At 48.3% G+C, this 19950-nt stretch carries 16 protein-coding genes and 2 pseudogenes; 2 read left to right on the top strand and 16 right to left on the bottom strand.

What is annotated here, in order from left to right:
- Positions 1–117: 117 nt before the first annotated feature.
- The 6 genes and pseudogenes from ACTNDI_RS04850 to ACTNDI_RS04825 all read right to left on the bottom strand — a co-directional run.
- A pseudogene (locus tag ACTNDI_RS04850) lies at positions 118–468 on the bottom strand (replication initiator protein A); the annotation flags it as partial.
- A 598-nt stretch (positions 469–1066) separates the two neighbouring features.
- A complete protein-coding gene (locus ACTNDI_RS04845; protein ID WP_002584327.1) occupies positions 1067–2527 on the bottom strand; it encodes an Lsa family ABC-F type ribosomal protection protein in 1461 nt (486 codons plus the stop codon).
- A 637-nt stretch (positions 2528–3164) separates the two neighbouring features.
- Positions 3165–4736: a recombinase family protein gene (locus ACTNDI_RS04840; RefSeq protein WP_441099623.1), complete on the bottom strand. Its 1572-nt coding sequence runs from the start codon at positions 4734–4736 to the stop codon at positions 3165–3167.
- On the bottom strand, positions 4736–5137 hold the full coding sequence (locus ACTNDI_RS04835) for a hypothetical protein (RefSeq protein WP_441099622.1): 402 nt from the start codon (positions 5135–5137) through the stop codon (positions 4736–4738). The genes ACTNDI_RS04840 and ACTNDI_RS04835 overlap by 1 nt, the downstream gene beginning before the upstream one ends.
- Complete coding sequence (locus ACTNDI_RS04830; RefSeq protein WP_441099621.1) at positions 5134–6696, bottom strand: recombinase family protein; 1563 nt, start codon at positions 6694–6696, stop codon at positions 5134–5136. The genes ACTNDI_RS04835 and ACTNDI_RS04830 overlap by 4 nt, the downstream gene beginning before the upstream one ends.
- A 52-nt stretch (positions 6697–6748) precedes the next feature.
- Positions 6749–7000, bottom strand: coding sequence for an SHOCT domain-containing protein (locus ACTNDI_RS04825; protein WP_441099620.1), 252 nt, complete (start codon positions 6998–7000; stop codon positions 6749–6751).
- A gap of 250 nt (positions 7001–7250) precedes the next feature.
- On the opposite strand from ACTNDI_RS04825, the gene ACTNDI_RS04820 reads away from it, so the two are divergent.
- The gene (locus ACTNDI_RS04820) at positions 7251–7439 is read left to right on the top strand and encodes a hypothetical protein (protein ID WP_441099619.1); all 189 of its coding nucleotides are present in this window, start codon (positions 7251–7253) and stop codon (positions 7437–7439) included.
- Positions 7440–7619, top strand: a pseudogene (locus ACTNDI_RS04815) (helix-turn-helix domain-containing protein); the annotation flags it as partial.
- A gap of 80 nt (positions 7620–7699) precedes the next feature.
- On the opposite strand, the gene ACTNDI_RS04810 reads toward ACTNDI_RS04815, so the two are convergent.
- The 10 genes from ACTNDI_RS04810 to ACTNDI_RS04765 all read right to left on the bottom strand — a co-directional run bounded on the left by ACTNDI_RS04810 (position 7700) and on the right by ACTNDI_RS04765 (position 19896).
- Positions 7700–8920 carry an MFS transporter gene (locus ACTNDI_RS04810; protein WP_002584949.1) on the bottom strand — a complete coding sequence of 407 codons (1221 nt, stop codon included), beginning with the start codon at positions 8918–8920 and terminating at the stop codon, positions 7700–7702.
- Positions 8921–10035: 1115 nt separating this feature from the next.
- Positions 10036–10992 carry a GH25 family lysozyme gene (locus tag ACTNDI_RS04805; RefSeq protein ID WP_441099618.1) on the bottom strand — a complete coding sequence of 319 codons (957 nt, stop codon included), beginning with the start codon at positions 10990–10992 and terminating at the stop codon, positions 10036–10038.
- 116 nt (positions 10993–11108) lie between these two features.
- Complete coding sequence (locus ACTNDI_RS04800) at positions 11109–11378, bottom strand: phage holin family protein (RefSeq protein WP_441099617.1); 270 nt, start codon at positions 11376–11378, stop codon at positions 11109–11111.
- Between the two features lie 4 nt (positions 11379–11382).
- A complete protein-coding gene (locus ACTNDI_RS04795) occupies positions 11383–11712 on the bottom strand; it encodes a hypothetical protein (protein WP_441099616.1) in 330 nt (109 codons plus the stop codon).
- 14 nt (positions 11713–11726) lie between these two features.
- Entirely contained in the window at positions 11727–12566 is an 840-nt protein-coding gene (locus ACTNDI_RS04790) for a hypothetical protein (RefSeq protein ID WP_441099615.1), read from the bottom strand.
- On the bottom strand, positions 12556–13350 hold the full coding sequence (locus ACTNDI_RS04785) for a hypothetical protein (RefSeq protein WP_441099614.1): 795 nt from the start codon (positions 13348–13350) through the stop codon (positions 12556–12558). Before ACTNDI_RS04785 ends, ACTNDI_RS04790 begins: the two co-directional genes overlap by 11 nt.
- Positions 13347–14735 (bottom strand): hypothetical protein, encoded by a 1389-nt coding sequence (locus ACTNDI_RS04780; protein ID WP_441099613.1) that lies wholly within the window; start codon positions 14733–14735, stop codon positions 13347–13349. Before ACTNDI_RS04780 ends, ACTNDI_RS04785 begins: the two co-directional genes overlap by 4 nt.
- Entirely contained in the window at positions 14732–16861 is a 2130-nt protein-coding gene (locus tag ACTNDI_RS04775; RefSeq protein ID WP_441099612.1) for a hypothetical protein, read from the bottom strand. The genes ACTNDI_RS04780 and ACTNDI_RS04775 overlap by 4 nt, the downstream gene beginning before the upstream one ends.
- A 15-nt stretch (positions 16862–16876) precedes the next feature.
- A complete protein-coding gene (locus ACTNDI_RS04770; RefSeq protein ID WP_441099611.1) occupies positions 16877–17245 on the bottom strand; it encodes a hypothetical protein in 369 nt (122 codons plus the stop codon).
- A complete protein-coding gene (locus tag ACTNDI_RS04765) occupies positions 17245–19896 on the bottom strand; it encodes a phage tail tape measure protein (RefSeq protein WP_441099610.1) in 2652 nt (883 codons plus the stop codon). The genes ACTNDI_RS04770 and ACTNDI_RS04765 overlap by 1 nt, the downstream gene beginning before the upstream one ends.
- Positions 19897–19950 lie beyond the last annotated feature (54 nt).

The following is a 19950-nucleotide window of genomic DNA, read 5'->3' as shown; positions in this document are numbered from 1 at the left end:
TTATATCTGAAGATCTATTGTCCGGTTAATGTGTCCTTACTTGTCCGCTAATTATGTCTCAGACTGTCCGCCGAATATGGCACAGATGTCCGTTTAGCTCGACAATCTGCAACTGCCTGTGGAAAACTTCAGAACATAGGTCAGAGACGGCTTTCCAAGTCCCTGCCGCTTGCGCCTGATCAGTCCTGCCTTTTTCTCCAGCTCACTCAGCTGCTTCACTGCTTTCTGGTTACCACACTGCAGATCGCTCATGATGTCTTCCACTGTGTAAATGATGTATGCTCTGTTCTGATCATCAAACCATCCGTTTTTCATCGACAGGGACAGGCGATCCAGCATCAGCCCGTATAAAAGTTTTGCTTCAACGGAAACTTCGCGGAATTCTTCGCCGGTGATCAATGTCTTCGGGATCCGGTAGAACAGAAACTGCTCCGCATCTTCCTGTCCGTAGAAATAATCGAATGCCATCGTCTTTCCCTCCTTTCCTGAATTTCTGCAAAGAAAAAGGACGCCAATCTACTGGAAATGCCAGTAAACTAACGTCCTCTAATGACTATGTATATTTGTCTGTTCTGAATCTGGTTTTACATTGCTACTGTAACGAGGTCTAAAGCTATCACCACTGTGATGTACTTTTCCACCCGTTTTCCGCGGTCAGACCAAGCCGTTTTGTCGAAGGTGAAATGTTCGAAAAAGTGCTTGAATTCAGCGATTTCTACGAGTTTGTGCGTGATAGCAACACAATGGTCTCCACGTGCGCCGAGACAGTGGAAAACATAATCACGCTGACCGACTGTTTGTGGAAACATATCGAAAATTTGCCACTGTTTGCGGAAATATATCTAAAACTCAGGCATCAAATGAGGAAACATATCTAAAGGAATCAAGGCAACAAACTGGAATTTGAGTCTCTGTAAAGCTGGAATTAACCCATACAATTATTTTAATTTAGAGGTTCTTACGCAATTATCCGTATTTTGTAATTTTTCAATACTGGAATGCCAGTGTAAATCAGCATTCTCCATTTTTATTAAAGCGAAAAACGTAAAATTGCGGAAGAACCAATTTAGATATTCACAATTTTACTTGCCACAGTATCTCGAAAAACACTGTCATGTTCTACCAGGAGCATGGTCGGGGCAAACTCCGTTATGAGTTGTTCAATCTGCATACGTGAGTACACATCAATAAAGTTGAGCGGTTCATCCCATACATACAAGTGTGCCTTTTCACAAAGGCTTTTCGCAATTAGGACTTTCTTCTTTTGCCCGCCAGAAAAGTCTTTAATATCCTTTTCAAACTGTACACGCTCAAAGTCCATTTTCCTAAGAATTGCCTTGAACAAACTTTCATCAAGGTTGTTTTCTTCTGCAAACTCGGAAAGGGTTCCACATAAATACGATGTATCCTGTGGCACATAAGAAATTACAAGCCCAGAGCCAAGTGTTACTGTACCCGTATAATCTATGGACTGCCCGACTACCAACTTTAACAGGCTACTTTTGCCACTGCCGTTCTTTCCATCAAGCACAATGCGTTCTCCCTGTCTTATTTCAAACGAAACGGGTTCACAAACTGAAATGCCATCATAATAAACTACTACATTCGATAATGATGCAAGCAAATCTGTATGGTAATTAAGCGGTTGTATCTTGAGGGCTTCTGCGGTTTCCATATTTTTCAGCAATGCTGATTTTTGTTCGATTGTCTGTTGTTGTCTCGCTTCTATAGATTTTGAACGCTTCATCATTTTGGCGGCTTTATGACCGACATAACCTTTATCTGCTGCCCCAATTTTGGAAGCTTCTACACGTTCAGACCATACTGCAGCGCGTTTTGCCGACTGCTGTAATCGTCTGATGTCCTTTTGCAAACGTTCGTTCTGAGCCAGTTCAAATTCTTGCTGTCGCTCAAAATTTGACATCCATGATGAAAAGTTTCCTCTTTGCACTTCGATATTTGCTCGGTTAATCGATAGAATATAGTCAACACAATCGTCAAGAAAGCGACGATCGTGAGAAACTAAGATGAATCCCTTTTTCTTTTTCAGATATGCCGCCACACTTTTTCTCGCTTTGGCATCCAAATGGTTGGTAGGTTCATCAATCAGTAGGAAATGCCCTTCATTAAGAAAAAGAGCGGCAATCAAAACCTTTGTCTGCTCTCCGTTGGAAAGTGTTTCAAAAGGTCGCCAAAGCACATCGACATCAACATCAAGATAAGAAAGTTCTCGCATAAGTTCCCATTCTTCCGCAAGTGGGCAAATCTCCTGCAATATATCCTCTGTAATACGATTCTTATCTGAAACGGGATAAGGAAAATAATCAAACTGTACGGATGATAGGATTTTTCCACTATACTCATATTTCCCAAGCAGAAGATTCAGAAAGGTTGTTTTACCTCGTCCGTTTCTGCCCACAAAACCAAGCTTCCAATCGGTATCAACCTGGAAACTGACATTTTCAAAAACATTATCATAACTTGTCGGATATGAAAACGTAAGGTTTTCAATTTTAATCATTGACATAAATATTATCCTCCTTTGCATGTCATACGATACAAAGTCGGTTCGGTGAATGTTTACTACGTATAGATTTCACCAAAAGGAACCGACACTATACGGAGTGAATCATGTGTAACTATCTGTTCTGCACTATTCATAAAGCACCTCCAAAACAAAATAAGAGCCACAAGAAAGTTTATCCTTGCAGCTCGTCATAGCATAAAATAACACCACTAAGCAAAAGTGGCAACAGCACTATATTGAGTAAGATAGACATATAACTTTCTTGCAATAGACACAATAATGCCAAAGTATAGCACTACCGCATATTTTGATTTTATTTGCAAGAAAAGTTAATCATCTTCCCACCTCTTTCTAAATTTCAAAATATTATACCATAAATCGCAGGCAAATACAAGTGGTTATAAAAATTTAACAAATCGCTTATAATACAATCATATAACTTTACGCATTCCTTACTGACCGTAAAATTCTGATTTTCACTACCGACCCACCTCTTTGTGTGGAAGTTTATCAAATATAACCATCTGATATTTTCTATAGGCTCATTTAGACCCAATGTTAGTTTAATATGGTAGCATTATCTTGCCAACAGAAAAGCCGCCCCGGAATCCCGAGACGGCATGAAATATTTTCATCCTTAAATTATGATGTCCTCCTTTGCTCCGCCCTTCACCGTGATGGTGAGCTTGTCTGGAAAGACTCTGATCTCCTCGATAAAGTTCCTTACCAGCTGCTCATCATAGGTGAGCACTTTATCTTTTGCCTTTTCGACGGATTCTCGCAAAGCAGCAACCCGATCTTCGTCACGCTTCCGTTCCGACTTTTCGGTCTCAATCTTATTTTTTCTGTCTCTGAGCTGCTGGATCTCCTCAGCAAGCTCGGATGTATCTTTTCCAGCCTTGACCCTGGAAAGAACTTGCTGCTGAAGCTCAGCAAGTTTGAAATTGATGTCGGCAAGCTCCATATCCGTGTTTCCTGTGGTCAATTCCTGCGCATCTGAGCATATGTCGTTGTATATTCTGTCCTCATCAAGGATCAGATCCTGTACCGCTTTGACGACAGCTTTCTGAAGATCGGCTTCTCTTACCGTTCTGGAATGACAGCCGCTTTTTTTGCCCTTCTGCAGGCGTGATCTGCATCTCCAAACAATCACTTTCTCCCCTTTCAGGATCCACTGCGTTCGCTGAAATGGCGCACCACATTCGCCGCAGATCACCTTGCCGCTCATGGCGATATGGCTGCAATATTTCTGATTGAGTCTTCCCTCTCGTCGAAGTTCAGCACGCCGTGTCATTTCCGCCTGAACCTCATAGAACAGCTCTCTCGGTATTATTGCAGGATGGTCGTCTCGCACATAGTACTGTGGCATATGGTCAACGTTCTTTACTCTTTTCTTTTGGAGCGTATCAATCGTTACCGTCTTCTGTAGCAGGGCATCACCTATATATTTCTCATTTGACAGGATCTGTTGGATATTCGTCCCCTGCCATTTTGTATTTCCTGCACCATTTCTGATACCATCCCGGCCAAGGCCCTTTGCAATGCTGATCGTGCTTCCTCCTTCAAGATACTCCCGATAGATGCGTTTTACGATCTCTGCCTCTTCTGGTACAATTTCCAGCTTTCCATCCTCTCCCTTGGTGTATCCAAGGAAGCGATTGTAGTTTACATTTACTTTTCCCTTTTGGAATCTGTACTGATAGCCCAGTTTAACATTCTGTGATAAGGATTCACTTTCCTGCTGTGCCAGCGATGAAAGGATGGTCAAAAGGACCTCACCATTCGCGTCGAGCGTGTTGATGCCTTCCTTCTCAAAATATATACCAATGTTCTTTGCCCTGAGCTTTCGTACTGTCTGCAGGCAATCAACCGTGTTTCTGGCGAATCGGCTGATCGACTTCGTGCGAATCATATCGATCTTACCGGCCAGCGCGTCATCAATCATCTGATTAAATTGTTCACGCTTCTTGGTGTTGGTGGCACTAATACCGTCGTCTGCATAAATCCCAGCTGACACCCATGCCGGATTCTTCTGCAGTTCCTCCTCAAAATGTTTAAGTTGGGCATCGTAGCTTTCCTCCTGCTCGTCGGAATCTGTGGAAACCCTGCAATATGCCGCTACGTGGATTTTTTTCTCATTGTTCCTTACCACCCGATTCCCGATCTTCTTTCTGGCAGGGATGATAATAACCTCTGGAGTGCTTGCCATTATTCTTTCACCTCAATTCTTTCATATACATAGGTCGCCCTCGCAACTGGATCCGTTGGAAGTTCTTCGTCCTTGTAATCCAAAAAACGGAACCTTGTTCCAGGCTTTATATCTGTGTTCTTGCTGGCAGGCCTCTTTTTCTTCTGTCGCTTTGTCTGAACCTCTTCGAACGTATTGTCATCAATGATTTCCGGATAGAACTCATCACCTTTGTATTTTGGATTCGCGAGCATAAGAGACATGAAAGGATGGTCCTTCTGAATCCCGGAATCTCTGAGCGCCTGCGTTAAATTACCGTGCTTTCTGAATGAATCAAAAGCAGCCCTCACCCGCTCTGCCTCTCGGGGCTCAATAACTGCCTCCCCATTTTCAATCCGATAACCATAAAGTACTGATCTCATTGCAATTCCTCCTTCAGCTCGAGTCCGCAGCTCAACCGGAACCCGATCATATTTCTCGAATACACGGCGATCTCATCAACGAACTCCAGAAATGCATTCTCGTCCATCTCTCTCGTGATGTTGTGGTCTCTCAGGTATCTGAGAAGTCGTCCCGCCTCGGTAGTGAATTTGTAGTTATTTGAAATGGCCATCGTCAGCGATGCCTTTTTCGATCCGAGGTCGTTCTTCTTATCGTTCAGGTCGGCAAGCTCTTTCTGGCATGTTGAAGGGTCGAGCACCCCATCAGCTGCAAGCTGCATGATCGCGGCCTGCTGTTTCAGAAGGGCCGAATACTTCTCGTCAATCTCGCCGATTTCCTTATCCGCTGTCTCTGTATCTAGGCTTTCAAGGTTTCTAATATATGGCTCCAGCACCTGACGCCGTGCAAAGATGAGCTTGTTCATCATGGTCGTAAACGCTGCTCGAATCTTGCTATCCTCAAGCACCTTAAGTGGACACTTGTCTTTATCACGAATGTGGGTAGGACATGCCCATGCATCATAAAACCCACTCTTTCTGCCGCTGCGTACAACATGCTTCAAGTGAGCCCCGCACTGCTGACAAACCATTTTCCCAGTGAAGAGGTGATTGGTTTGATAGGTGCCATCTCCATCCCGAATTTTTCTTTCCTTCTTCCTTTGTCCAATCAGGTGCTGTACTTTTTCAAAATCCTCCTGGGTAATGATAGGCTCGTGCGTATTCTTCAGATAATACTGGTCTACTTCACCGTGATTGTAATGATGATTGTATTCTTCATCAGTGAAAGTCTTCATGTAGAGCGTGTCTCCGATATACCGCTCATTGTGAAGCATGCCTCGTATGTTTGATGCACTCCACATTTTCCCGTTTCTAGGGGTCTTGATTCCGAGTTCATTCAGCTTATTGGCAATTTTATAGGACCCCATTCCATCAAGAGCCATGGAAAAGACCATCCTTACTATCTCTGCCTGCTCCTTATTGACGACCAGCTTCCCGTCATCGATGTCGTACCCATAAGGAGGTGTCCCCTGCTTATAGGTTCCACTCTTCATTCGGACCTTGATGCCCCACTTTTCATTGGTAGAAATGCTTCTCGATTCACTTTCTGCAAGGCTGCTCATGACTGCCAGCAGGAACTCGCTTCCCATCGTCAGTGTGTTGATGTTCTCCTTCTCAAAGTAGATCCCTACACCGCAGGCAGAAAGCTCCCGAGTCATATTCAGACAGTCGATCTTGTTCCGACTGAATCTTGAAATGCTTTTTGTCAGAATAAAATCGATCTTGCCCTGCTTCGCATCTTCGAGCATCTTTGCCAGCGCCTCTCTTCTCTCCGTCGAGGTACCGCTGACTGCCTCGTCGTAGTAAAGCCCTGCAAACTCCCAGTCGGGATTACTTTTTATGTAATCCTCGTAGTGCTCTCTCTGTGCCGTCAGGCTTTCTTCCTGCTCAGCGGATCCCGTTGAAACTCTGCAGTAAGCAGCTACCTTCAGTTTCTTCTTGTCATCCTTCTTCGAAGGATCGATCGTAGTTATCGTTGCCACCGTCTCGGCCTCCTTTCTGTACGTGACATATTCGCTCTGGAACCCGATGTTATCAACGAATTTCAGGCATTATCTCCGCCAGAAACGGAGCATATTTTTCACGAAAATGGAGCTCACATTTTGCGTATTCCTTGTCAGTAATATCCCCGTTTTCACGGAGCTCATCGAGAAGCTTCACCGCTAAGTGATAGCTATAATCAGTCCGATAATCATCGAGCGTTCTGTCCGGCGGAGTCATATCAATCGGGAGGCGCCCGCATTCAAGCTCGACAACCTGATTCTTTTCATTCTTATTGTTTTCCATACTGCCTCGGTCCTCCTCGTAGCTGTGGCAGGACTGCCCCTGCAGTCAGATACGGACACAAAGGCAGTGTTTTTGTGTTTGGAGGCATAGCAATTTTCAAGAAGAATCAAAAATGGGCAAAAAAATAAAGGCTAGCGGCATTGCTGCCATTAGCCCAATCACCTTTCAATCAGATTAAATATTTTTTATAAATTTTTAGGGGAACTCATGTCTTTCCGCATATATAGAAGTAGAAGGAGGTCATAAGAATATGACTAGTTACACAATCGAAGAACTTTATCACCAGAACGCGACTATCCTCTTCCTCATCGACATGCTGGATGACATGTACTGGGACAACGTTGAGAGACTTGCTGATTTGGGAGACCAGAAGAGTATCGATCTAATCCGTGAAGTCGAAGCCACATTATGGAAAAACATGTGGTTTAACATTCATTAAACTGCTTGTGAAATCGTCAGCCAGGACAGCGACACGGAACAAGCGTACTTGGCGTTTATCTGCAAACGGCTCAAGCTGAATTTTAGGAAGCTGTCAGTAGAAGAACGGAAGTGGCTGAAAAAGATTGCGGAAAAATCCGACTTGCTGAAGAATCCAAAACCGCAGAGAGGACGAAGATAAAAAATGCCTGAACGGCGGTTCTGGTTTTTCAGAACCACCATCCAGGCATTTTGTTTAGTAATAGAAAAAGGTGCAGTTGATTATTGCGTATTGTCAATCTCTCTCAAACCGGGTAGTAAAAATACGGCAAGCGCAACGATGATAATGCCAATTCCGCAAATGACAAACCATTTCTCAACTCCCAGCCGCTCCGCCAGAGGCCCGGAAATGACAAGGCCAAACGGCATGGCGAGGGAAGCGGCGCTTGTCAGTAGAGAAAAAACTCTCCCCAGATATTCTGGTTTGACCGTTTCTTGAAAAATCGCATTTTGCACACCGTAAAATGGAGCGGAAATTCCCATAACAGTACAGCACACAACAAAGACAAGAAATGCGTCTGGCGGCAAAAGCCCGGAGAGCATATTGCTAACGCCCATCAGGAGAACGGAAAGACCGATGGTGTACCGCCGTTTCTTAAAACCGCCCCAAATGCTCAGAATGACTCCGCCAAGCAGCATACCAACCGCAAAAGCAATTTCAGCGGCAGAGGCATGGGCCGGTGTTCCTTTGAAGTATGACATACAGATGAGAGGAAAAAGCGTACTGATTGGCATATAAAAGAACATATAAATTACACCAATCCAGAGCAGAGCAAAGAGGCCCCTGTTTTGCTTTAATACCACATACCCCTCTTTCATATCCTGTAAAAACTGTTGTCTTTTCGTTTCTGGACATAGTTCAGGCGTTGGTATGGACGAAATCGCAACAGTCACACAGGCAAGGATTGCACCCACAATATCTAACAATATAATTGCATTAAGAGGCCAAACAGCATATAAAAACGCTGCGGCAGCTGGACTGATAATCGCACTTACTGCTTGCATGGTCTGCGTGTAACCAGCGCATTTTGTAAGTTCCTCTTTTGGCACAATCATAGGTGTTGCTGCGCTGAATGCTGGAGAATGAAAAGCAGTTCCCGCACTTCGGATTAACAGGACAACCATAATAGACCATACGGGCAATTCCATGTAAAACGCCACCAGCGCCAGAATACCGCCAGCGGCGGCAATTATCAAATCCGCACCAATCATTACGCTTTTACGGCTGTGCCGGTCAACAAAAGCACCTGCAAACGGGCCTAAACAGGCTTGCGGCAAAAATCCAATCAGTGTTGCCGCCGTCAATATGATTGCAGAATTAGTTTTCGCAACCAAATAAAAGATAATGGCCATTTGCAAAATACCGCTGCTAATAAAGGATATTGCTTGTCCGGCAAGAAGTGTAAAATAAGTTTTTCTCCATGAATTGTTGTTTTGGGTCATAATGCGAACCTCCTTTTTTATTGCATTGTTCCTTTGTTTCTGCAATAAAAAGCAGGCGTTGTCCCACAGAGAGGGCAGACGCCTGCATAACAACAAAGCACGAAAAAACACCACGATACAGTTCAAAGACTGCTCGTGTCAAACCTACGTGTTCCTTTGCATACGCACGCAAAAAAAGCTCACCATCATGTGGAAAGGTACTTCTACTTTTTATTGCTTATTAGCGTACACAAATTAACACACGTAAGCCTCCTTCCAATCTCAAACTGTAGCACAGTATAACACACATCCGATAGACTTGTCAACCATTTTTAACCTTGTTTTCCATCTTGTTTTTCCATCTCTTACGGGCAGTAGCAAAGCCAGGCGAGCCAGTCAACGGTCAAGATGAACGGCGCTTTCAGCGCCGCCGTTGACAGTCTCGCCCGTCTTTGCTAATGGGTAATCAAGGCGGGAAAGCCATTTTAGGGCTTTCCCGCCCATTTCAATTTTGGGAGAAGAAAGGCCCCAAAATGAACGAGTGCGGCCAAACACTTTTAGGGATTGGCCACCTTGTCCACCCATCCAGCGGGGCGGCGGGGAACGGTCAAGGCCGGGCGTCAGCCCATTCATTTCAGCCTTGACGGTTTCCTGCCGTCCTGCTACTTTTCCCGGAGTGTGGCCACACATCTGGTCACGGTGTCCAGAGCTTTGGGACTTTTTGTCCCATAGGCCGGGGGCGGAGGACGAGGGACGGGGGCTTTCATAATACGCCCTGTCTGCTGCTGAAATCAGCCCTTTGTTTCCGGCTTACCAGCCCCAAACAAAGCCCTGCTTTCCTGCCGCGTCAAATGCCCTTGCCCTCCCCGGCGGCAACGGTATTTTCAGGGCAACGCCGACAGAGCGTATAACACACTACACTTTGCTCCGCAAAGTCGTGTGCCAAATGGGGCGCTGCCCCCTTTGGAAACCCCCGCAACAAACAGGTGCTATGCACCCAGCCGGGAGCATAGCGCCGTTTGTTGTCAGCAGCCCGTTTCACGGTCTGCGTGTAGTTCCTTGTAAACTGACCTAATAAAAAGTCAAAAAAAAACCTGTGAGCCACCCATCATCATGAGTAGCCCACAGGCATTCTTTCATTTTACCCTGATTTTCCATCCCACCTGGATAAGGTTGACGTTCCTGATCACGGAAGGATTGAGTCTCTGGATCGCAGATACGCTCGTTCCATATTTCACGGCAATTGCAGAGAGCGTATCTCCGCTTTTTACCGTGTAGTAGACAGCCTGATTTGCACCAAGCATCTCATTCACCTTCGCCTGAACGGCTGCGTAATCATAGCCAGCAGTTGTGATGCGATTCTTCCGATCATCACCGTTGCCCCACCTACCGGCAAGCACCTCCCGGGCAAGTTCATCAACCGACTTGTGTGGCTGTACCGGTGTTAACGGCTGCGCTGCGCCGACCTTAGAATAGCCATTGAATCTGCCCGCCTTGATGATGGACGGATAATCCTGATACGAGATATCCAAATCCACGTTACCATTGATGCCATTTACCCGTCCGGAAGATGAATACTGCCAGATTCCGTATGCTCCGCTATAAGTACATCTCGGAGCGTACTGTGCTACCCAATGGGTAAATGGCGTAAGCTTCGAATCGTCCAGTCGCTCACGGAACCCAGAATATGTAGAGCTGTAGATTCCGGCAAAGTATCCGGCAGATTCTAGCGCTCTGCAAAAGGCAATTGCTGCCGCCGTAGCCCCGGCCTTTGTTGCCGGAGCTGTTGCCTCGACATCGATATATACCGGGTATTCGAACTGCTTACCCTTCAACTGTACAAGGAAGCGCTCAGCATCGGCCTTTCCATCCTCTGCCGATATGCAGGCAGGACCGACAAAATAATACGCTCCAACAGCAATCCCATTTGCCTTTGCTCCTCTGTAGTTTTCTTCCCATCTTGGATCGGTATAGAATCCCGCATCCGATCCGCCTGCCTTGATGATGGCGAACTGGATGCCTGCCGCTCTGACCTTCGCCCAGTCAATAGCTCCCTGCCAATGGCTGACGTCAATTCCTCTGAATTCACTCATGTGTTTCTCCTCCTTCATTCCAACAAGAAAAGCCCTCCGGGTTTTGAAGCCCGAAGAGCCATGAAACAGCATCCCATTAACGGATGGGACTACCGGGATACGAGGATCACCTCCTCTCACTGATTCGTTTTGGTCAGCTGCTTATAGATCTGGTTCACGCCAGTTGCCGCTAGACCAGATACGATACCAACAGCTAGAGCGTTGATGACATCCTTTGCTGGGAAATCCGGCATCAGGTACAGCCCCGCAATGCCGAGCACCGCACCAACGCATCCACAGATCACCGGGATCAGCTCATCCTTCACGGATCCAGCTGCCTTACAGCCGATGCCGACCAGATACGCAATCACCGTGATTGCCGCCACACTTGCAATTCCAAAATCCATAGCTTCAATCCTCCTTCTCGTTATTTCTGTCTGCCGTAAGCGGCAGTTCCAGACACTTCTTATACAAGGACTCTCCGGTGCCATTACCGCCAAGCGCCTTGTACGGCTTGTACAGGTACTCGAGGTTGCTCCGGTCTTCCGGAGAGCACCATCCCCGGGCAATAAAAAAGCTGCAGGCCTGATAAATACGGTCGTGCAGCAATGCCATCATTCCTTCTTTGATTTCGTCATTCTCCCGTTTTCGCCGGAGCAGCGCCCGCCAAAGCCATGTGATGATAGCAATGATCAGGACAAACAGCTCCTGAATCCAGTATCGTAGGATAAAGTCTATCAATGGTATCACCTCCCTTAATCTTCGACATACACCATGAGGTACTTATACTTGAGCGTTGCCTGATTGTACGCCATCAGAGTCGTCTCATCGTTGGCAACACCAGCGGCAAACTTGAAATGCCCGATTTGGTCTGCATCCGGGTAAGACGTCGTACCATTGTCTCCGTTATCCACGATGCACTTTCCTGTTGTCGCATAAAACCGGAACCCGTTATAGGTGTCCATGTCGGTCGACAGGGTTCCGTCCGAAAGCTGCACTTCGACAACTTTCAGACGAAGATCCGGGTCACTCTTGGTGAGTGAAGACCGCTTCAGGTGAACAGCGCTGTTTGCCTTATACGTGACGAATCCATTCCCATCATCGACATCCAGAGCCAGCTTCGTCACGGCAGCGACGTTTTTGATGTGGTCAAACGAGGGCTTTGTCACTTCTGTGACATCTCCGCTGGATCCGCCAGAGCTGGATGTTGGCAGAGTCAGCACCTGCTTGGTTCCCGATGAGGACCGGATGGTAAGCTTTCCATCCTTCAGCTCAAACGTGTAGGTTGTATCGGTGAAGGCAGCACCTTCTGGAACATCAGTTTTCACCGTATGTCCTCCAAGAGCGTCTGTGTTCGCCTTGACCGCCGCTTTCATTTCAGAGTCGTCATAGGCCGTATCGGTAAAGACTGCATCCGCCGGGACATCACTTCCCACAGTATGGCCATTCACCTTGGCGGCATTGTCGACAACCCCGTCACCATCCGCATCAAATTTCGAGAGCACATCTTCTGCTGTGATCAGCTGATTCACTGCCTCACAGAGCCGCCGGATCACTTTGTGAGCGCCTCCGTACTGGATCTTCTTAATCGACATTGAAGTACGCCTCCTCCCGCTTCTGAGCTCCCTCGTTTCGGGATGTGTACCTCGCAAGGTCTGAGAGGATCTGGTCGGTTGTATTGAGACGGTCTACCAGCTTATAAGAGTCGATGTACGGATCAAAGTGCGAAAGGTTCTCTGGCTCGACATACGAGGTATCCTGCATATCATGAATGCATTTCCGGCACTGGCTCGTAGCTACTCTCTCCGCTTCCCAGTTTGTGGCAAACCAATGCGCATCGTGCCACCTGCAGTTCCAATAGCAGTCCGTGTTTGGAATCAGGATGTAGCGATACTTCTTTGGCAGAGTCTTCACTGTATCGAGGTGACGGGAGAACCAGAAAAACAGCACGATATGATCATACATGGAGAGGTCCCGGCTCTTGATATCCGATTCTGTCAAAGCACTGGTAATAGAGAGCGTGACCGAGATATCCGGGTGTCTGCTCTTTGACGCTATCGCAAGTGAGTCGTCGCTGATTGTAAACATCCGGATACCAAGGTCGTAATATCTCTCCAGCGCATCTAATGTCGCATTCCTCTGCATCAGCACACAGAGCGGAAGCCCGAGCTGCTGCAGACATTTCAGTCGCAGAACATATTCGTCATAGGATTTTGGGTATTCCTCTCTTTTCTCGATGTCCTTTCTCGTACTGGTGGCATCCTCCCTCCATGCTGGAAGGTAAATGCAGCGGATATATGGAAAAAGCTCTCGTCTACGGGAGAGCTTCGGCACAAAGTCATAGGAAAAGTTGTAGGGAACTTCATACTGCTTATTCATGCATCCTCCTTGTCCGTCAGTGTATATGTAATCTTCATGGTCTGCGAAGCGTTCTTTGTTACCGGGGACGACAGGTTATTGATCGTTCCGAGGTAGGCACACCTGAGCGCTGTCCGGATCCGGTCATTATCGTAATAGCCATCATAATGGTAGGTTGCGAGGATCTTCCCATCGGAATATAGGATCGGCAAAATTGCAATCGCAGCTCCGTCAACCGCCTCCTCGGAATGAGAAGCGTCCGGATACAGGAAGCCTGTCCTGTAATAATTGTTCCCGTCCTTCTGATACTGATACTGGTACTGAACGCCGCCGTTATAGAACATCGGCGTCATCCCGTCGAATGTTCCGTTGTTATCAAAGGTAAAGGTCTTAATGTCCACCGTGTTGGACAGGTTCACAACGTAGATACTATGTGCATCATAAGATTTGGCGTAGAGGTACCCCTTGTTGATGACGATCGAATACTCATTTCTCGAAGCCAGGTACACCCCGGCAAGCGTGACCACCTCCTCCGGCTGCTTCTCAAAAGATAGATCTGACATCTTGTACTTCGTGATGTAGAGCTTTGCGTCGTCCTTTTCATTTCCCTCATCGTAATAATAGTTGTAGTAGGTGTTGCCGTAAGAGGTATAACTGCTGACCCGGTTGTTTTGCGTGATGAGATAGAGGTAGCCATCCGTACCGGGCATCCAGTATTTTGCCGGACCAATATTGCTAAAATTCTTATAATCTGGAAGCTCCAGCGTCGTTACGTTCTCATACGGAAGGGTAAAAGAACCATAAGTCAGATCGGCCACCTTCACCGCATAGGGATCAAACCTTCCGCGCTGAACTGTGACACCATCCGCATTCAGCCAATAAACAAACCCATCCTTTACGAGGAATGGCCTCCCGTTATGTTCCTTATTTTCGATGGTATCCATATCACAGAAGAAGTCCCCGCAAACCTGTCTCTGGAAGGGATTCACTCCGGCATAGGCACTCGTCAGGGCAACCGACTGAATGGTTCCGTTTGCCTGCGCCGTACCGAAGTCCCAGACGGAGACATAGCCGGTATCTGTTTTATGTGTCTCGATCGCATTTAAGGATCCTCGCATGGCGTCATCGGTGTTGGTATCCCGGGAAGCATAGCCGACCAGCTTCGCCTCTGTTGGGAAGTTTGTATTGTTCACATCCTCAGTGAGCTTCCCGTCAAAAAGCAGGATACCGCCGAGAGCATTCTTCGCAATGGGAAAGACATTATTGTTCATCGGTCTTCCGATCATGGTTTGGAAAGCAATCAGCTCCTGCACTGCGTTCGTAACGAGGTTGTCCTTTTCATATTCGAACTCACGCTCTCCTGTCTTGGCATTAAAGAGCTCGATTTTGGTATGTCCTTTGATCATTCTTCCACCTCTTTCGTAAAGATCTGGATATCCGTAAGTGTCCCCTTCTCATGGATGATCGTCTTCAATTGAATGGAACCGGTGAGCTTTACGGCCCACTGTTCCTTTGTGATCTCCTTCATTGCCGGGGCGAACATGCCATAAGACTCCTTCTTGGTATCCGGTGTGATCCATCCGTTGGCGTATTCCCACCAGGTGCCGCCATGATCGAAGGAGGCAAGGAAGTTCACGTTGTTGCTGTCACAGTTCGATGCGGCATTGAGAACCTGTTCCACTTCACAATCCTTTGTCACAAGTTCCGCGATCGTCACTCCATCCTTCAGCTTCCATACGCCATCCTTCACTTCAATCTCATCCGTGTTGTAGGTGACCGCGTCAAGGTGCTCCGTATCAAACCGGTGCAGGAACTTCACCGGACCGATGGTGCCAGCGATCGGCTGCAGCACACTCGTAAGAGACATTGAAGGAACGATGTCGGAATAGCCATATGTCCCCGGGGAAAAGAGGCTGAAGTCCACCGAAGTATCAACGCCCCGGCACACCGGAAACAGGTTCATGCCCGGAAGCGTATCGTAAACTGTGACCGTTCCATCCCAAGCACCGTTTCCTGCCAGCCCCTGTCCTGCCATGTAAGCTCTGGCATCTCCGCGTGAGATATGGCAACTGCCACCGGCCATTGAAAGCCAAACTTCAAAATTTCCAGTAAGATTCGCTGTACTGTTCCATGTAAAAAGAAGATGCAGGAGATGCGTCCCATCTGGCAGGGTTTCCACCGGAACGTAGTCCTTAACTTCCTCCCCGTTCAGGTAGTAGGTAACAGTCATGACCGCATCGGTATCTGACAGGAGGCCTTCTGCTTCCGTTTCCGTCGTATCGAGCGTCAGCTTGATCTCTGCATGGAAGTCGATGTGGGTGTCCTTTACCGTGATATAGCGGATATCGATGATCTTCGCCTTAGCTGTGTCAGCGATGTCGTAGTCCGCTGCGTTCTGGTAGTCATAGTAGCGGATGTAATCCTGATTCTCATTTGAGGACAGGATGCCCTGCAGGTTCTTATCCGTCTTAGATTTAGCTGATGCAAGTGCCGGGTCCTGTCCTACCCCCTGCATGGTGAAGGACTTATTGTAGCTGAACGTGAACTTCGTCATACAGAAGAGCTTGTCCTTATCAGCAAGCCCATCAGAAAAGCGGAATACGTCCATGAGGTCGTAGGCGGGATTTCCGATCAGCTCTGCCTTGAACGGCACATAGTCAACCTGTGACAATGCGGTCAGGATCGCGTTTCTCTGTGCATCCTTCTTCTCGTCCACACCATACTGGAGAAAGGGATCCGAGCCGATGTTGTAGGTTAGACCGTCGTCCGGATCGAGGGCATAATAAGATGTGGTCTTCCCGGCGAGGTTCACAACGGAGAGTCCGGTGTAGCGAGTTGTAAAATCAGAGAATTCACATCCTGCAAAGCGATGAGCGGTATCAAGCTCATCCACTACAACCTGATCGTAAGCCCGGACATAAATCTTTCCATCCCGGCCTGCATAGACGTTTGCAGCAATCGATACGGCGACCCATGAGACAAAGTCTCTCCAAGTTTCAATGTCGGACTCGCTGTAAAGGGAAAGCTCATCTGATCCGTTTGCCATTGCGGCGAACTCTTCACTCGTGGTGCCAAGGGAAAGACCGCAGGCCGTACAAGCCGTGAGCATCAGGTTGTAAGCCGTGCCATTGATGGAAGTGACCGAACAGTTCTTATCAAATTTGGCCATGTGATCGTAAGCCTTAATCACCACACCGGAGGCGGTATGCTTTGCGGAGTCAATCGTGAAGATGCCAAGCGGCACGTCCTCGTAGGTTCCGTCCGACAGATGCATGCCAAATACTGGTGCGATCTCCTGACCTTTCCAGCTATACCGGGCAATGTTTACGTTCATGAGCGTCACATCCAGTTCTCCGATGTAGACCTGTCCGATCTGGACAGAGGAGTCATCCGAGCACTGGTTGGTAATCGAAAAAGATCCAGAAAGAATGTTGTCATCTGTAAAGGATGCCCTGCCGACTTTTCCCGTCATCCGGAATCTCTGGACCGGCTGCTTCATGGCAGCCTTGTATTGTTCACTTACTGCGTACATGAAGCGCCTCCCTCCTTAGAATTCCTCAAGGTCAAAGCTCACCGTGTAGAGCCCATTCGTTCCCTTTGTCTTCTCCGAGTGCTCCTCGAGTCCCGGTTTAAAATTCCGCATCCGCATCTGCCGCGTCTTATAGCCTTGTGTCTTCAAATCATAGAGCTTCACCTCAATACTGTCCTTATCACGAAAAGCAGCAAACTTTGACGCCCAGCCTGCAGAACACTGAAAAGAGGCAGAGACGGACAGCTTGTCATATCTTGTGACAATGACCTGATCCGTTCCTGCTTCGGTCTGATTTACACTCTCGACCACGCTGCTACTCTCTTCCCATTTCGATGGTGGAAAGAGCTTTACATCATCAAAGTAGATTGGATATTCACTAAGCATCATCGCCCTCCTGACCGGTAATTGCTCCGCTGGGTGGCACGGACGACGATCTCATCAATCCTCTCCTGCCCGATATAAACCGGGATAATGATGTCGCCGCCACCGACACCTGCCAGAGCTCCCTGTACGATCTCTGCGAGCTTGTCTGTACCAACTACTGCTTCCTGACCGGCCTCTCCTCCGCCAAGGAGCCTGCCGCCTGCAGCGCCAAAGATCGTCGGGCTGTTTAAGATGTAGGCATCATCCATGGCTTTCCGGTACCAGTCCACAGAAAGATGCGGAACTGAAGGCGGGTCAATGGAGAGCTTGCCGCTGATGGAGAAGTGCGGGAGCTTGATCTTTGGAAGCTCCAGATGACACCCGGCAAAGAAACCCTTGATGCGGTCAAGGCCACCGCTTACGATGCTCTTTGCATTCTCGATCATGGAGGAGAATGCTCCTTTGATGTCATCGAGCTTTCCCTGTGCAGAAGACAAGGCATCCCCGAGCTTCCCGCCCGTCAACTCATTGATCTTCGAGAATCCTGCCTCCCAGATCGACTTGTAGGCATCCACTGCGGTACCAATGATGCCCTTGATCCCACCTCCATGCTGATCAACAGATGCCTGAATGGCATCCCACGCGGTGCCGGTGTTTGTTTTTACGGTGTCCCATGCGGTACTGATGGTGGTCTTTACGGTATCAAAAGCAGTTCCGGCTGTCGTCTTGATCCCATCCCATGCACCGGAGAGTATCGTGGTGATCCCGCTCCACGCTGTCGATGCAGCAGAGCTGATGGTCGACCACGTATTGCCAAGAAAATCGGAGATTCCGGTAAAGACCGTCGTTGCCGTGGTGCTGATTCCGCTCCACAGTCCGGTGAAGAAGCTGCTTATGCCGTTCCAGACAGTCTCCGTGGTGGACTGGATACCGTCCCAAAGCCCGGAGAAGAAGGTACCGAGCCCTTCCCCGATCGACTGCACACCAGAGCAGACCGTAGACCACACACCGCCGAACCACTCAGAAATTTCTCCCCAGTGCTTCACAATCTCAATGACCGCAACCACAGCAGCCACAACTGCCGCGATGATAGCGATGATCGGAAGGATTGGTACGGATACTGCCCCGATTGCCGGAATCACCGTGCCGGAGATAAAACCGACGAGTTTTCCAACGATACTCGTCACAGAGCCGACTGCAGTGACGACCTTTCCGATGCCTACAAGAACCGGACCAACCGCCGCAGCAATAAGTGCCGCTTTGACGATTGCTTCCTGCATGCACGGAGACAGGCCATCCCATGCATCCTTCAGGGCAGTCACCACATCTTTGATCTGCGTCATGGCTTCTGTGATCATAGGTGCGGATGCATCGACAATCTCTGCTCCGAGGTCCTTCAGGTTATTCATCACAACCGTCATCTGATCGAGAGGATCCAGTGTTTCATTGAACGTCTTCTCTACCGACCCGGCATAATCTCCAAGCGTGGTAGAGAGGTCGTTTAATGAGAGCTTGCCACTCTGAACTGCATTGTAAATGGCACCACCGGCGCGAGAGCCGAACAGGTCATAAGCTGCCTGCAGCTTCTCTGTATCGCTCTGGTTGCTGTTCATCGTCTTGGAGAAGTCCTTCAGAGCATCACTGAGGGACTGGCCATTCTTCGTAGCAACCTTCTGTGCCTTGGTTAGGCCGGTAAGCATCGTCGAGGTATCAAGGCCCGACATCTCGACCGCACCCATGAATCCTGCTGCCTGCTCTGCCGAAAGTCCCATTGCCTGAAACTGCCCGGCATTCTTTGCAAGATCCTGCGAGAGGGTATCCATCGATACACCGGTCGCCTGCCCGACCTGGTTTAAAGCGTCGAGAAGATTCCCGGCATCATCAGAAGACTGCCCGAAGGCATTGAGGACGGACGACACGTTGTCGACCGAGGTGGATACATCCGTTGAATTCAGTGTGGCGAACTCCACAAACTTCGTGGAAAGATCCTCGAGTGCATCGCCGGTTAGACCAAATCTCGTGTTCACCTCGCCGATAGCATCACCGGCGGTCTGGAAATCAGTCGGGATTGTCTCTGCGATAGACTTCGCCCTCTTCTGCATATCCTCAAGGGCAGCACCACTTGCACCCGTCTTCTCAGTAACGGTATCGAGAGCTTCATCGACTTCCTTCCAAGCCGCAACTGACGCTCCCGCCGCGGCAGCGACCGGAACTGTGATGCCCTTGGTGAGCCCACCTCCGACATCACTGATCTTGCCGCCGACCTCTTTCATCTTGTCGCCGGCGACCTGAAGTTGCTGGCCGGCAACGGAGCCGAACTTCTTGTACTCGTCCTCGAGTCCTTCCAGCGACTGCTTGGTAGCTTCAATCTCCCGGGTCAGTGCTTCCTGCTGCTTCTGCGTCTCCTCTGTTTGAGGCCCCGCCTTCAGCTGTGCGAGGGCTTCCTTCTCCTCGGCGAGCTTCTTCTTTGTCGCGTCAATCGCGTCGGTGAGATATTTCTGCTTCTGCGTAAGAAGATCCGCATTGCCCGGGTCCATCTTTAGGAGTTTGTTTACATCCTTAAGATTCGACTGGGTATCCCTGATCTCCTTGTTCACACCTTTCAGAGCATTGGAGAGCTTGGTAGTATCGCCGTCCAGCTCAATGGTTATGCCTTTAATACGATCTGCCATAGACTACTCCTCCCTTCATGGCATGAAAAAAGCACCGGCTATTCACAGATGCTC

This window comes from Bilifractor sp. HCP3S3_D3 (assembly GCF_052063915.1).
GTDB lineage: Bacteria > Bacillota > Clostridia > Lachnospirales > Lachnospiraceae > Bilifractor.
The sequence above is the reverse complement of the archived record's forward strand: the minus strand, read 5'-3'. Positions and strand labels throughout refer to the sequence as shown.